Annotated in this window: 13 protein-coding genes; 5 read left to right on the top strand and 8 right to left on the bottom strand. The window is 52.9% G+C overall.

Annotation, left to right across the window (positions count from 1 at the left end; translation table 11 throughout):
• Window positions 1-327 (bottom strand): cupin domain-containing protein, encoded by a 327-nt coding sequence (locus OGY13_RS20950; RefSeq protein ID WP_003825583.1) that lies wholly within the window; start codon window positions 325-327, stop codon window positions 1-3.
• Window positions 328-468: 141 nt separating this feature from the next.
• Here OGY13_RS20950 and OGY13_RS20945 point away from each other — a divergent pair, with 141 nt between their 5' ends.
• Complete coding sequence (locus OGY13_RS20945) at window positions 469-1,176, top strand: aspartate/glutamate racemase (protein WP_048236705.1); 708 nt, start codon at window positions 469-471, stop codon at window positions 1,174-1,176.
• On the opposite strand, the gene OGY13_RS20940 is transcribed toward OGY13_RS20945, so the two are convergent.
• Window positions 1,148-2,083: a LysR family transcriptional regulator gene (locus OGY13_RS20940; RefSeq protein WP_213752989.1), complete on the bottom strand. Its 936-nt coding sequence runs from the start codon at window positions 2,081-2,083 to the stop codon at window positions 1,148-1,150. The genes OGY13_RS20945 and OGY13_RS20940 overlap by 29 nt on opposite strands.
• A 118-nt stretch (window positions 2,084-2,201) precedes the next feature.
• Between OGY13_RS20940 and lysA the strand changes: the two genes are divergently transcribed.
• Window positions 2,202-3,458: a diaminopimelate decarboxylase gene (gene lysA, locus OGY13_RS20935; protein WP_213752988.1), complete on the top strand. Its 1,257-nt coding sequence runs from the start codon at window positions 2,202-2,204 to the stop codon at window positions 3,456-3,458.
• A 78-nt stretch (window positions 3,459-3,536) separates the two neighbouring features.
• Here lysA and OGY13_RS20930 read toward each other — a convergent pair whose 3' ends face one another.
• Together OGY13_RS20930 and galR are read right to left on the bottom strand one after the other, a co-directional pair.
• A complete protein-coding gene (locus tag OGY13_RS20930) occupies window positions 3,537-4,547 on the bottom strand; it encodes a LacI family DNA-binding transcriptional regulator (protein ID WP_174771111.1) in 1,011 nt (336 codons plus the stop codon).
• Between the two features lie 4 nt (window positions 4,548-4,551).
• Window positions 4,552-5,589 (bottom strand): HTH-type transcriptional regulator GalR, encoded by a 1,038-nt coding sequence (gene galR, locus OGY13_RS20925; protein WP_213752987.1) that lies wholly within the window; start codon window positions 5,587-5,589, stop codon window positions 4,552-4,554.
• Between the two features lie 597 nt (window positions 5,590-6,186).
• Here galR and aas point away from each other — a divergent pair.
• Window positions 6,187-8,346: a bifunctional acyl-ACP--phospholipid O-acyltransferase/long-chain-fatty-acid--ACP ligase gene (gene aas / locus OGY13_RS20920; protein WP_213752986.1), complete on the top strand. Its 2,160-nt coding sequence runs from the start codon at window positions 6,187-6,189 to the stop codon at window positions 8,344-8,346.
• Window positions 8,339-9,532 (top strand): lysophospholipid transporter LplT, encoded by a 1,194-nt coding sequence (gene lplT / locus OGY13_RS20915; RefSeq protein ID WP_048236702.1) that lies wholly within the window; start codon window positions 8,339-8,341, stop codon window positions 9,530-9,532. Before aas ends, lplT begins: the two co-directional genes overlap by 8 nt.
• 100 nt (window positions 9,533-9,632) lie before the next feature.
• On the opposite strand, the gene OGY13_RS20910 is transcribed toward lplT, so the two are convergent.
• The 4 genes from OGY13_RS20910 to mutH form a co-directional block, all read right to left on the bottom strand.
• Window positions 9,633-10,673, bottom strand: coding sequence for an NADP(H)-dependent aldo-keto reductase (locus tag OGY13_RS20910; protein ID WP_213752985.1), 1,041 nt, complete (start codon window positions 10,671-10,673; stop codon window positions 9,633-9,635).
• Window positions 10,674-10,779: 106 nt separating this feature from the next.
• The gene (gene ygdR / locus OGY13_RS20905) at window positions 10,780-10,998 is read right to left on the bottom strand and encodes a lipoprotein YgdR (protein WP_000758660.1); all 219 of its coding nucleotides are present in this window, start codon (window positions 10,996-10,998) and stop codon (window positions 10,780-10,782) included.
• Between the two features lie 144 nt (window positions 10,999-11,142).
• Window positions 11,143-11,856 carry a TerC family protein gene (locus tag OGY13_RS20900; protein ID WP_003033961.1) on the bottom strand — a complete coding sequence of 238 codons (714 nt, stop codon included), beginning with the start codon at window positions 11,854-11,856 and terminating at the stop codon, window positions 11,143-11,145.
• A gap of 75 nt (window positions 11,857-11,931) precedes the next feature.
• Window positions 11,932-12,627, bottom strand: a complete 696-nt coding sequence (mutH, locus tag OGY13_RS20895) for a DNA mismatch repair endonuclease MutH (protein WP_003033965.1) — start codon at window positions 12,625-12,627, stop codon at window positions 11,932-11,934.
• Window positions 12,628-13,311: 684 nt separating this feature from the next.
• On the opposite strand from mutH, the gene rppH reads away from it, so the two are divergent.
• Window positions 13,312-13,842 carry an RNA pyrophosphohydrolase gene (rppH, locus tag OGY13_RS20890; RefSeq protein ID WP_003825602.1) on the top strand — a complete coding sequence of 177 codons (531 nt, stop codon included), beginning with the start codon at window positions 13,312-13,314 and terminating at the stop codon, window positions 13,840-13,842.
• Window positions 13,843-13,854: the final 12 nt, after the last annotated feature.

The raw sequence follows: 13,854 nt of genomic DNA, 5'->3' as shown, positions 1-13,854 counted from the left end.
TTACCCGTGCAGAAAATCTTCGCGAATAGGGGTAAAGGTATCCAGCAGCGTTCCCGGTTTTAAACAGACGCAGCCATGCATAATGTTGGGCTGTTTATACAGAGTATCGCCCGCCCTAACGATATGTTTCTCTTCGCCGATGGTAAATTCAAACTCACCGGACAACACGTAAGTCAGCTGCTCGTGCGGATGATTGTGCATCGGGCCGATTGCGCCTTGCTCGAAGTTCACCTCAACCGCCATCATGTTACCGCCGTGAGCAAGAATGCGCCGGGTAACGCCATTGCCCAGATCGTCAAGCGTGGTCTCTTTATGAAAAATAAACATCCGGCCTTCCTGTAATTAATTAAAACAATGTTTCATTAAAGCTATATCAGAAAATTAAAAAAAGAAATGCACGCCAACAGATGTGGAAAGTTGATCACATCTTTGGTTCACTGGAGAGACAACAACGAGTCAGGGGAAATGATGAAAACGATCGGTCTGTTAGGCGGTATGAGCTGGGAATCTACCATTCCTTATTATCGACTCATTAATGAAGGCATAAAACAGCGTCTGGGCGGTCTGCATTCTGCGCAGATTCTGTTGCACAGCGTGGATTTTCACGAGATTGAAGTCTGCCAGTCAAGCGGTGACTGGCAGCGAGCCGGTGAGATCCTCGCGCAGGCCGCCACAGGGCTACAGCAAGCCGGGGCGCAAGGAATTGTGCTGTGTACCAACACCATGCACAAAGTTGCTGAGGCGATTGAAAGCGCCTGTGACGTGCCGTTTCTGCATATTGCTGACGCGACGGGTCGGGCGATACAAAAGCAGCAGATGAACAACGTGGCGCTACTGGGTACGCGTTACACCATGGAGCAGGATTTTTACCGCGGGCGTTTACAGACTGAATTCGGCATTAGCACGTTGATCCCTGAAGCTGATGATCGTCAGAAAATAAACCAGATTATTTTCGATGAGCTGTGTCTCGGTGAATTCAGCGAGGCTTCCCGCGATTATTACCTGGGCGTCATCGACCAACTGGCGAAACAGGGGGCGCAAGGGGTGATCTTTGGCTGTACCGAGATTGGTCTGCTGGTTCCCACCGAGCTAAGCCCACTACCGGTTTTCGACACCGCGGCAATCCATGCGCAAGATGCGGTGGCGTTTATGCTTTCGGCTGTGGATGCAAAATAGCCTCCAGCAGGTCAATAAGCCTCGGTAGATGGGCCTGCAGATGCGCCGTAAAAGCATCAACCAGCGCCGAGGCGGGGCGATGAAGCGGGTGAATCAGGCTGACTGTAAAGGGTACCGAAATACTGAAGCGGCGGATAACGACTCCGCTGCTGGCGTAATCCAGCGCGGTAAGTGGGTTCACCACCGAGATCCCCACGCCTGCCCGTACCATTGCACAAATTGAAGCGGCGCTATGGGTTTCAATCACCATGCGGCGCTTCACCTGGTGCTCATTAAACAGGGTATCCAGTAGCTGACGGTAGCTGTCGGTGCGCGACAGGCTGATGTAGTTTTCTCCCTGAAAATCCTGCGGCGTTAACACCGCTTTCTTAGTCAGCGGATGGCCCTGCGGCAGCACGCACACTTCATCCAGCGCCAGCAATTCGGTGCGTTTCGTTCCGGCAGGCGTATGCAGCGTTTCCGTTAACCCCAGATCGTGGCGCTGCGCCGACAGCCACTCTTCCAGCAGCGGTGACTCCTGCGGCACTATCTGAATATTGACCTGTGGATAGCGAGCGAGGAATGGCTGCAGCAGCGGCGGTAAAAAAGACTGTGAGAATACCGGCAGGCAAACAATCGACAATTCGCCCTGGCGAAACTCGCGCAGGCTTTCGGCGGCGCTCACAATTCTGTCCAGGCCATACCACGAACGTTGCACCTCTTCAAACAGACGTAACCCTTGCACGGTTGGGTGCAGTCGGCCACGCGTACGTTCAAACAGCGTTAACCCCAGCACTTTCTCGAATCGGGCCAGTTCCCGGCTGACGGTGGGCTGCGAGGTATGTAGCATGCGCGCGGCTTCTGTCAGATTGCCTGCCGTCATGATGGCGTGAAAAATTTCGATGTGTCGCAGGTTAACGGCGGGCATGGGCAATCCTCGAATGAATCAATCCATATCATTTTTGCATAGACTCACGATAAAACGATATTTTTTATTCTTTTCGGGCTGTGGCGTAATCATAAAAAAGCCAATACCGGAGCACACCATGCCACGCCCACTCAATAGTACTGACACTGACCTGACCGCCGACAACCTGCTACGCCTGCCTGCCGAATTCGGCTGCCCGGTGTGGGTCTATGATGCGCAGATTATCCGCGGGCAGATTGCCAAATTGAGTCAGTTTGACGTGGTGCGTTTCGCCCAAAAGGCATGTTCGAATATTCATATTTTGCGCCTGATGCGCGAGCAGGGCGTGAAGGTTGATTCCGTCTCGCTTGGCGAAATTGAACGTGCGTTGGCGGCAGGCTTCGTACCGGGGAAAGATGAAATCGTCTTTACCGCCGATATGATTGATGAAGCGACGCTCGCGCGGGTGCATGAATTGCGCATTCCGGTAAATGCCGGGTCGGTGGATATGCTTGAACAACTGGGCCAGGTCTCGCCGGGCCATCGCGTGTGGCTACGCGTAAACCCTGGCTTTGGGCATGGGCACAGTCAGAAAACCAATACCGGCGGCGAAAACAGCAAGCACGGGATCTGGTATAGCGATCTTCCCGCGGCGCTGGAGGTGATTCAGCGCTATAAGCTGAAGCTGGTGGGGATTCATATGCATATCGGCTCCGGCGTGGACTATGCGCATCTGGAGCAGGTGTGCGGTGCGATGGTGCGCCAGGTGGTTGAATTTGACCAGGATCTGGAGGCGATCTCCGCAGGTGGTGGTTTATCAATCCCGTATCGCGAAGGCGAAGAGGCAATCGATACCGATCACTACTTTGGATTGTGGAACGCTGCGCGTGAACAGATTGCTAAACACCTGGGTCATCCGATCGCGCTTGAGATCGAGCCTGGTCGTTTTCTGGTCGCGGAAGCCGGCGTGTTAGTGGCGCAGGTGCGTAGCGTTAAAGAGATGGGTAGCCGCCACTTTGTGCTGATCGATGCGGGCTTCAACGATCTAATGCGCCCGGCCATGTACGGTAGTTATCACCATATCTCCGCGCTGGCAGGAGATGGTCGCTCTCTGGAGCACACACCGCAACGGGAAACCGTGGTAGCCGGGCCGCTGTGCGAATCTGGCGACGTGTTTACCCAGCAGGAAGGCGGAAATGTGGAAACCCGTCTGTTGCCTGCGGTGGTGCCGGGCGATTATCTGGTGCTGCATGATACCGGGGCGTACGGCGCGTCAATGTCGTCAAACTACAATAGCCGTCCGCTGCTGCCGGAAGTTTTGTTCGATAACGGCGTGGCGCGGCTGATTCGCCGTCGCCAGACCATTAATGAGCTGTTAGCGCTGGAATTAATCTGATTACAGCGTTGTGAAATGCCGGATGGCGCTACGCTTATCCGGCCTACAAGATTAACTGCGCCGCCATCCGGCATTTGATTACTTAAAGTATGGCCCGAGCGTTACTGAGTCACGTAGTACAAGTTTGCCGGTGAACGGTGGGATTGGCTCGACGCTCTCGCCGTTGGCCAGCCGGATAGCCTGGTCGATTGCCGTGGTTATCATGGTATCAATCGGCAGATAAACGGTAGACAGCCCCGGCTCCAGCCATTTGGCGCTGGGCGCATCATCAAAACCAAACAGTGAGACGTCCGTTGGGATCCTCAGCCCGGCCTGATGTAACGCTTTTGATGCGCCTAATGCCATGTCATCGTTACAGGCGAACAGGGCGCTGAATCTCACCCCTTCCTCCAGCAGTTCACGGCAGGCCTCATAGCCTCGCGTCATCGTGGAGTCGCCGTATTTGACCTTATCGGGATCCCAGGGAATACCGTTTTTTTCCAGCGCCTTACGATACCCCATCAGGCGGGATTTACCGGTAGGCGTATGACCTGGCACAGTGATACAAGCAATATCGCTATGGCCCTGGGAGATCAGGTAATTGACCGCCTGATAGGCCGCGTCTTCCTGTTCAAAGAAAATTGCGCGATCGCGGGCCTGGCTGACATCACGGTTGATGACCAGCAAGGGCATAGCAATGCTGTTCATCAACGACATAATCGCCTTTTCACTCATATAGCGTGTATAGAGAATAATGGCGTCGCACTGCCTGTCCGCCAGCATTTGCACGGCTTCCTGCTCACGCTCTGGTGTGTCGTGGCCGTCGGTGACGATCAACTGCTTGCCGTGAGATTCCGTCTGGCGTGAAGCCTGTTGCAGCAGGCGGCCAAAGTAGAATCCATCAAATGTGGAAACTACCAGACCAATGCTGTTGCTGGTGCGGTTTGCCAAAGAGCGCGCTAAAAAATTAGGCCGATAATCAAGTGCCTGCATGGCCTTAAACACTTTCTGGCGCGTGCTCTCTTTTACCTGACCCGTGCCATTCAGTACGCGCGAAACGGTCGCTTTTGAGACGCCTGCGTGTCGTGAAACGTCCAACATCGTAGTCATAACGCTATCCTGGTAATTCGTTTGACGATGAATTCCCCGGCTCTGTCAGCGTCGAAACGGAATGGCGACGCACCAGAGTTGGGTTAAAAACGTGGGTAATTTCAGGCACGGGACGCTTCTCCGCCAGCGCGAGCGCCAGTTCGGCAGCCTGGGTTGCCATCGTCACGATCGGGTAGCGCACCGTGGTCAGACGCGGGCGCACGTAGCGGGAAACCAGCACATCATCAAAACCAATCAGCGAGATTTCTCCCGGCACATCAATGCCGTTATCATTCAATACGCCCATGGCACCAGCCGCCATTGAGTCGTTGTAGCAGGCTACCGCAGTGAAGTTTTTGCCACGGCCAAGTAACTCGGTCATAGCCTGTTCACCGCCGCTTTCATCCGGTTCACCAAACGTTACCAGTCGATCGCTGACAGGAATATTGCTCTCTGCCAGCGCGTCGTAATAGCCTTGCAGACGATCTTCCGCATCTGAAATCGTGTGATTGGAGCACAGATAACCAATGCGCGTATGGCCCTGCTGAATGAGGTGTCGGGTCGCGAGCCAGGCGCCGAAACGGTCATCAAGGGCAACGCAGCGTTGTTCGAATCCCGGCAGAATTCGGTTAATCAATACCATGCCGGGGATTTGCTTCATGAGTGATGCCAGCTCAGCATCCGGGATAATTTTCGCGTGGACAACAAGGGCTGCGCAGCGGTGGCGAATGAGCTGTTCAATCGCCAGTCGTTCCTTCTGTTCGTTATGGTAGCCGTTACCAATCAGTAAAAAATTACCGGTGTTATACGCCACCTGCTCGACAGCTTTAACCATTGCCCCAAAAAATGGATCGGACACATCACCTACCACCAGACCGATGGTTTCAGTGGATTGTTGTGCCAGCGCACGCGCATTGGCGTTGGGGTGGTAGCTGAGTGATTCCATTGCACTCGTTACGGCCAGGCGCGATGCTTCGCTGGCTTTAGGGGAATCATTAATCACTCGAGAAACGGTGGCGACTGATACACCAGCTAGTCGGGCTACATCCTTTATGGTCGCCATGATAGTACCTGTTGTGGGTAAACGCTTACATTCCGTCAGTGTTACGGAAAATGGCTGGCTGTTCAAGCAGATTGCCCGTCAGAACGTCGCAAATGTGAGCGCACACGAGCGAAGTAAGACAGAAAATAGAAAATGCTAATTTTTGCTTACACTTTGCGATGTGCTGTTGCGATTGTTCGCTGGTGAGGGAACTGAGCAGATTGCTAGAGTTGAGATCCCAGAGGTATTGATAGGTGAAATCAACTTTCGGGTTGATCACTAGAATTACACCAGCCTGCGCAGATGCGCAGGTTTTTTTTTACCTTCAGCCTATCTGTAACAGTAACCGATAATTTACACAACTCGTTGCATTTGGGTTCATTCCTTTGCGTTTTCGCACTGGCGTATCTGGCTGCTGACGACCACAATCAAGATCCCAGAGGTATTGATTGGTGAGATTATTCGGTACGCACTTCGTACCTGTCTCTTGCACCAACCTGCGCGGATGCGCAGGTTTTTTTTCGGATTGTATTTACCAGTTACCTGTCGCGCCCATTCCCCAACTCGTATACTCTCCCACCATTGATGTTTATATAATTAATGGCACAGGGAGTTGAGATGCTATTTGGCTTTTTTCGTAATCTGTTTCGCGTGCTTTTCCGCGTTCGCGTCACGGGCGATGTCAGCGCGCTACAGGGAGAACGCGTTCTAATCACTCCCAACCATGTCTCATTTATAGACGGCATCCTGTTGGCGCTCTTTTTACCGATTCGTCCCGTCTTCGCTGTTTACACCTCGATCAGCCAGCAATGGTATATGCGCTGGCTAACCCCGTTGATTGATTTCGTACCGTTAGATCCAACCAAACCGATGTCGATTAAACATCTGGTTCGTCTGGTCGAACAGGGCCGTCCGGTGGTTATTTTCCCGGAAGGACGTATTTCGACGTCCGGTTCGTTAATGAAAATTTATGACGGCGCGGGGTTTGTCGCCGCAAAGTCGGGGGCGACGGTGGTTCCTGTGCGCATTGAAGGCGCGGAGCTTTCCCGCTTTAGCCGCCTGAAAGGTTTGGTTAAACAGCGATTCTTCCCGCGCATCCGCTTACATATCCTACCGCCGACACAACTGCCGATGCCGGAAGCACCGCGTGCTCGCGATCGCCGCAAAATTGCCGGAGAGATGCTGCATCAAATTATGATGGAAGCACGCATGGCGGTTCGTCCGCGTGAAACGCTATATGAGTCGCTGCTGGCGGCGAAATACCGTTTTGGCGCAGGCAAAAACTGCATTGAAGATGTTAACTTTACCCCGGACAGCTACCGCAAACTGCTGACAAAGACGCTCTTTGTGGCCCGTATTCTGGAAAAATACAGCGTCGAAGGTGAAAAAATCGGCCTGATGCTGCCAAACGCGGGGATCAGCGCGGCGGTTATTTTTGGCGCCATTGCGCGTCAACGCATTCCGGCCATGATGAATTACACCGCGGGCGTGAAAGGATTAACCAGCGCCATTACTGCGTCTGAAATTAAAACGATCTTCACATCCCGACAGTTTCTCGATAAAGGCAAACTCTGGCATTTACCGGAACAGCTCACCCAGGTGCGTTGGGTTTATCTGGAAGACTTAAAAGCTGATGTGACCTTCAGCGATAAGCTGTGGATTTTCTCACATCTGCTGGCACCTCATCTGGCGCAGGTGAAGCAGCAGCCGGAAGACGCTGCGGTGATCCTCTTTACTTCTGGCTCAGAAGGCCATCCGAAAGGTGTGGTTCACAGTCATAAAAGCATTCTGGCGAACGTTGAGCAGATCAAAACGATTGCCGATTTCACCGCCGATGACCGTTTTATGTCGGCGCTGCCGCTGTTCCACTCCTTTGGCCTGACGGTGGGATTATTCACGCCGCTACTGACTGGCGCAGAAGTGTTTCTTTATCCCAGCCCGCTGCATTACCGCATTGTGCCAGAGCTGGTATACGACCGGAACTGCACCGTGTTGTTTGGTACTTCAACGTTCCTCGGCAACTACGCGCGTTTTGCGCATCCGTACGATTTCCACCGCCTGCGCTATGTGGTGGCGGGAGCGGAAAAACTTCAGGACAGCACAAAGCAGCTGTGGCAGGAGAAATTTGGCCTGCGCGTTCTTGAAGGCTATGGCGTGACGGAATGTGCGCCGGTTGTGTCGATTAACGTACCAATGGCGGCAAAATCGGGAACGGTAGGGCGCATCTTGCCTGGTATGGATGCTCGACTGTTGGCCGTTCCGGGAATTGAGGACGGTGGGCGTTTACAACTGAAAGGTCCTAATATTATGAGCGGCTATTTGCGCGTCGAAAAACCTGGCGTGCTGGAAGTGCCGACAGCAGAGAATGCGCAAGGTGAGATTGAGCGCGGCTGGTATGACACCGGAGACATCGTGCGCTTTGATGAAAACGGCTTTGTACAGATTCAGGGGCGCGCTAAGCGTTTCGCTAAAATTGCCGGAGAGATGGTTTCGCTGGAAATGGTTGAGCAACTTGCGTTGGCGGTATCTGCAGACAAAATGCACGCCACGGCGATCAAGAGTGATGCCAGCAAAGGTGAGGCGCTGGTGCTGTTCACTACCGACAGCGAACTGACACGTGAAAAACTACAGCAGTATGCGCGGGCGCACGGTGTACCTGAACTCGCCGTACCGCGTGATATTCGCCATCTGAAGCAACTCCCCTTACTCGGCAGCGGTAAGCCGGATTTTGTTACGCTGAAAAGCTGGGTCGATGAGCCGGAAAAACAACATGAGTGAGTCAGTGCACACTAACACTTCAATCTGGTCCAAAGGGATGATGTCCGTTATCGCCGCGCAGTTTCTGTCGGCGTTTGGCGATAATGCGTTGCTGTTTGCTACGCTGGCGTTGCTGAAAGAACAATTCTATCCGGACTGGAGTCAGCCAATTCTGCAAATGGTGTTTGTGGGCGCTTACATTCTGTTTGCTCCCTTTGTGGGACAGGTGGCGGATAGCTTTGCCAAAGGCAGAGTGATGATGTTCGCGAACGCTCTGAAACTGCTGGGCGCGGCGAGTATTTGCTTCGGTATTAATCCGTTTCTTGGGTATACGCTGGTGGGGATCGGCGCGGCGGCATATTCACCGGCCAAGTACGGCATTCTCGGTGAACTGACTACCGGCGACAAACTGGTGAAGGCTAACGGCCTGATGGAAGCCTCCACCATTGCCGCGATTTTGCTCGGTTCTGTCGCCGGCGGCGTTCTGGCCGACTGGCACGTGATTGCCGCGCTTTCTGCCTGTGCCCTGGCCTATGCTGGCGCGGTGGTGGCTAACCTGTATATCCCGAAACTGGCCGCGGCTCGTCCTGGCCAGTCCTGGCATCTGGGGAAAATGACGCGCAGTTTCTTCTGTGCTGCTTCATCGTTGTGGCGTAATGGCGAGACGCGTTTCTCGCTGGTGGGAACCAGCCTTTTTTGGGGCGCGGGCGTTACGCTGCGTTTTCTGCTGGTGCTGTGGGTCCCGGTGGCGCTCGGCATCACCGATAACGCCACACCGACCTACCTCAATGCCATGGTAGCAATCGGGATTGTGGTCGGTGCGGGTGCGGCAGCGAAGCTGGTAACGCTGGAAACCGTGTCGCGCTGTATGCCTGCGGGGATCCTGATTGGCGTCGTGGTGCTGATTTTCTCTCTTCAACATTCGCTGCTTCCGGCCTACGCATTGCTGATGCTTATCGGCGTGTCGGGTGGCTTCTTTGTGGTGCCGTTGAATGCGTTGCTGCAGGAACGGGGTAAGAAAAGCGTCGGCGCGGGTAATGCGATAGCGGTGCAAAACCTGGGTGAAAACAGCGCGATGCTGTTGATGCTGGGGATTTACTCACTGGCGGTGCTGGTGGGGATCCCGGCAGTTGCGATTGGTATTGGATTTGGTGCGCTGTTTGCGCTGGCGATTGCGGCGCTGTGGATTTGGCAGCGCCGCCAATAGTCTGTTGTATGCTGTTGCCGGATGGCGGCGTTGCCTTATCCGGCCTACAGGATGCTCACTTTGTAGGCCTGATAAGCGTAGCGCCATCAGGCGCTAATCGTCACGGTGCAGGATAGGTATACACCTGATGCACCGCTTCAATCTCTGCCAGTACTTCTTCGCTCAACTCCAGATGCAGGCTTTCAACGTTGGTTTTTAGCTGCTCCATCGTCGTGGCGCCCAGCAAAGTGCTGGCGACAAACGGCTGACGACGCACGAATGCCAGCGCCATTTGCGCAGGATCCAGATTATGGCGTTTCGCGATATCCACATAGGCCGCAACGGCTTTCTGCGTCTGCTCGCCGCTGTAGCGCGTGAAACGACTAAACAACGTATTGCGTGCACCGGCAGGTTTCGCGCCGTTCAGGTATTTCCCGGTTAACGTACCGAAGCCCAGGCAAGAGTAAGCCAGCAGCTCAACGCCTTCATACTGGCTCACTTCAGCCAGTCCAACCTCAAAGCTGCGGTTCAGCAGGCTGTAGGGGTTCTGGATGGTGGCGATGCGTGGCAGATCGTGTTTGTCCGCCAGGTGTAGATAGCGCATCACGCCAAACGCGGTTTCATTAGAAACGCCGATGTAGCGAATTTTCCCGGCGCGCTGAAACTCGGCCAGTGCGTCCAGCGTATCGAGAAGGGAAATGACCGGCGCGGAGTCTGTCCAGCTGTAGCCTAACTTACCAAAACAGTTGGTCGGGCGCTGCGGCCAGTGAACCTGATACAGATCCAGATAATCAGTTTTCAGTCTTTTCAGGCTGTCGTGCAGCGCTTCACGGATATTTTTACGGTCCAGCGCCTGATTCGGTCGAATGCCGCTGTCGTTGTTACGTGATGGTCCGCTGACCTTAGACGCAACGATCAGCTTTTCGCGGCTACCGTGTTTGGCGAGCCAGTTACCTACGTAGGTTTCGGTGAGACCCTGGGTTTCAGGACGCGGCGGTACCGGATACATCTCGGCAACGTCGATCAAATTAATGCCCTGTGCTACGGCATAATCGAGCTGTGCATGTGCGTCGGCTTCGCTGTTTTGTTCACCAAACGTCATTGTGCCCAGCCCCAGTGTACTGACTTCCAGCGAGCTGTGGGGTATACGGTGATATTGCATAGCCGTTTCCTTTTTATAATCACGACATAAGGATTATAAAAATGGCTGAGGGAAGAGAAAAAGGGAAGTAAAATTGTTAAGGCCAGCGCGCTGCTGACCTCAACCATCAGCGTTCAATGATTTGAGACACATCATCGCGGTTAATCTGCATCGCATTGCCCTGCTGGTCGTGATAGCTCACCAGACCAGTATCATCGTCAATTTCTGGTTTTCCATCGGTCAGGATCATTCGACCATCTTTTGTCGCCATAACATAATCGCTGCTGCATCCGGAAACGGCAAAAGCCAGTCCTACGGCGGAAATCAAAACTGCCCATTTTTTCATCTGCTTATCCTCACATGGTCTGCGTCTGACAATAGTTTAGTAATAACGCGAAGTTGTGCAGGGTGAAAGCAGTAAAATCTTAAACTGTGAGAAGGGGTAGGTGTGGCTGGCATTCGCTCCCCTTGCGGGGAGCGATGGGTTTCATCAGAGCGGATTTTTTTTATTACGCCACAGGTTCAGGGTCTCTACCGCGATAGAGAAGAACATGGCGAAATAGATATATCCTTTTGGAACGTGGACGTCGAAACTTTCCAGAATCAGCGTAAAACCGACCAGAATCAGAAACGAGAGCGCCAGCATTTTTACCGAAGGGTGGCGATCGACAAACTCACCAATCGGGCGAGCAGCAAACATCATCACGCCTACGGCAATCACCACCGCCGCCATCATGATAAACAGATGATCGGACAAACCAACCGCAGTAATCACGGAATCCAGACTGAAGATAATGTCTAACAACATGATCTGTACAATCGCGCCCAGGAAAGAAGATACGCGGGTTTTTAACCCCTCTTCCTCACCTTCAATGGATTCGTGGATCTCTTTACTGGCTTTCCAGATCAGGAACAATCCCCCCAGCAGAAGGATCAGGTCGCGTGCTGATATCGCCTCGCCAAACAGCTCGAATAACGGGTTTGTCAGCCGCGTTACCCAGGCGATAGAAGCCAGCAGTGCCAGACGCATGATCATCGCCGCCGCCAGCCCAATACGTCGGGCATGATTGCGTTGCGCTGTCGGGAGTTTGGCTACAACCAGAGAAAGGAAAATAATATTGTCGATCCCAAGAACGATCTCCAGCAGCGTCAGCGTACCGAGCGCAAGCCAGGCGTTAGGATCGGTTATCCATGCAAATAACATCGAACAAAGTCCTGCCAAAAAAAAGAAGCGGTAATTATAGGCCCGTAACGCGGCGGGTGAAAGGCCGGACGGTGCCTATTGCGCCTGGAACAAGAAATGTCGCTCAAGCAATGCGCGGGTGAAGTTCTTTTTCAGGTAAAAGCCGCGTGGCAGGGTCAGGATGGGTTCGCCGTTGGCGCCAATGGCCTCGGTAAGCGCGCGGGCGTTGGCGGCTTTAGGACGCAGTTGCAGTACTTCCCCATGGCGAGCGGTGATGCGTTCGACATGTCCTAACACAATCATGTCCATTAACTCTTCCCAGTCCAGACGCAATTGCCGGTCTTCTTCTTCATTCGGGCTCCACAGCAGGGGAGAGCCGACGCGGCGCTCAGCCAGAGGGATGCTGCGTTCGCCTTCTACCGGGATCCACAGAACACGTTTGAGTTTGTGCCGTACATGGCTGGTTTCCCAGGTGACGCCGGTATTGCCGGTTAACGGCGCCACACACACAAAGGTGGTTTCCAGCGGTCTGCCAAGACTGTCCACAGGGATCGTTTTCAGCTCCACGCCCAGCGCCGCAAAATCCTGCTCTGGTTTACTGCCCGCGCTGGCACCGAGCCAGATTTCCAGCAGGACGCCAATCCAGCCTTTATCGCGCTTAAGATCCTTCGGCGTAACGATTCCCGCCATTGCCGCTAATTCTCCTAACGCGTAGCCCGAAAGTTGCCGTGCCTGGCTCAGCAACTGGGCTTCAGATTCAGGGGGAGAAAGTAACGGACGGAGTTCTGGCATCGGGTTAACCCTTAGGTGAAAAAATGAGCAATGATTTTATACCGTGTGGACAGAGTTTATCTTTTTCCACATGCTTTATTCAATTCTATGATTTATATTGGTTTTTAGATTTACGTTCGCAGAGTTGCGCAACAGCGAAGCGGGTTTTCCAATTCTGGTCACTGACAATGAACAGGATCTTACACCATGTTATCCACAGAAAGATGGGATAACTGTGAAAAACCCCCACTACTGTTTCAATTTACAGCCTTGACGTGCGACGAAAATCGAATTTTCACACAAATTGTGCCTAACTTATTGGCATAATCTGTGGATAAAACCAACGCTGGTCGATCTTTCATCAGCGTGAAGATCGTATGCGTGATGCACATCACATTTCTGTGTGTTTATCTGCGTGGATCGGTTTTAACTTTATGAATGTATAAGAGTATTTTTGATATGTGACGAATGTCTTATTCGGACTGTTCTGGGTTTTCCCATAGTAATTCCGTACTTCTTCACAACTATATCCACAGAAAAGGTGAATAAAATCGCCTTGCTTGCCCTTCTTCTGTTTATAACTCGGCCTTTAACTGTGAGTTATTCAATTGTTATTAGAATATCGCACCCTTAACAGAGTGGTTTACCGCCCCTCAGGAGTGTGAAACAATCGTTTGTATATAAGGTTTATGTTGAGGTAGTCCGGTGATTGATGACGATGGCTACCGCCCGAATGTAGGGATAGTAATTTGTAACCGCCAGGGGCAGGTCATGTGGGCCCGGCGATTTGGTCAGCACTCCTGGCAATTCCCACAAGGTGGGATCAACGCAGGAGAGACAGCAGAGCAGGCGATGTACCGGGAACTCTTTGAAGAAGTGGGTCTCAGTCGTAAAGATGTACGGATCCTTGCTTCTACTCGTAACTGGTTGCGTTACAAGTTACCGAAACGTTTGGTGCGTTGGGACACGAAGCCGGTTTGTATCGGCCAGAAACAAAAATGGTTTCTTCTGCAATTGGTCAGCAGCGATGCTGAAATCAATATGCAAACCAGCAGTACACCTGAGTTCGACGGCTGGCGCTGGGTGAGTTACTGGTATCCGGTTCGACAGGTGGTGTCATTTAAACGCGATGTCTATCGCAGGGTGATGAAAGAATTCGCAAGTGTTGTCATGGCGCTTCAGGAGAGCACTCCTAAACCGCAAAGCGCACCTGCGTACAGACGTAAAAGAGGTTAAGCTACGCAAATT

Source organism: Citrobacter sp. Cpo045, from assembly GCF_030332875.1.
In the GTDB taxonomy this organism is placed as follows: Bacteria; Pseudomonadota; Gammaproteobacteria; order Enterobacterales; family Enterobacteriaceae; genus Citrobacter; species Citrobacter portucalensis.
Note: the sequence above shows the minus strand (reverse complement) of the source record. Positions and strands in the feature narration are given on the sequence as shown.

Coding starts and splice junctions, on each gene's coding strand:
- OGY13_RS20950 (WP_003825583.1), bottom strand. CDS start 327: ATGTTTATTTTTCATAAAGAGACCACGCTTGACGATCTGGGCAATGGC.
- OGY13_RS20945 (WP_048236705.1), top strand. CDS start 469: ATGAAAACGATCGGTCTGTTAGGCGGTATGAGCTGGGAATCTACCATT.
- OGY13_RS20940 (WP_213752989.1), bottom strand. CDS start 2,083: ATGCCCGCCGTTAACCTGCGACACATCGAAATTTTTCACGCCATCATG.
- lysA (WP_213752988.1), top strand. CDS start 2,202: ATGCCACGCCCACTCAATAGTACTGACACTGACCTGACCGCCGACAAC.
- OGY13_RS20930 (WP_174771111.1), bottom strand. CDS start 4,547: ATGACTACGATGTTGGACGTTTCACGACACGCAGGCGTCTCAAAAGCG.
- galR (WP_213752987.1), bottom strand. CDS start 5,589: ATGGCGACCATAAAGGATGTAGCCCGACTAGCTGGTGTATCAGTCGCC.
- aas (WP_213752986.1), top strand. CDS start 6,187: ATGCTATTTGGCTTTTTTCGTAATCTGTTTCGCGTGCTTTTCCGCGTT.
- lplT (WP_048236702.1), top strand. CDS start 8,339: ATGAGTGAGTCAGTGCACACTAACACTTCAATCTGGTCCAAAGGGATG.
- OGY13_RS20910 (WP_213752985.1), bottom strand. CDS start 10,673: ATGCAATATCACCGTATACCCCACAGCTCGCTGGAAGTCAGTACACTG.
- ygdR (WP_000758660.1), bottom strand. CDS start 10,998: ATGAAAAAATGGGCAGTTTTGATTTCCGCCGTAGGACTGGCTTTTGCC.
- OGY13_RS20900 (WP_003033961.1), bottom strand. CDS start 11,856: ATGTTATTTGCATGGATAACCGATCCTAACGCCTGGCTTGCGCTCGGT.
- mutH (WP_003033965.1), bottom strand. CDS start 12,627: ATGCCAGAACTCCGTCCGTTACTTTCTCCCCCTGAATCTGAAGCCCAG.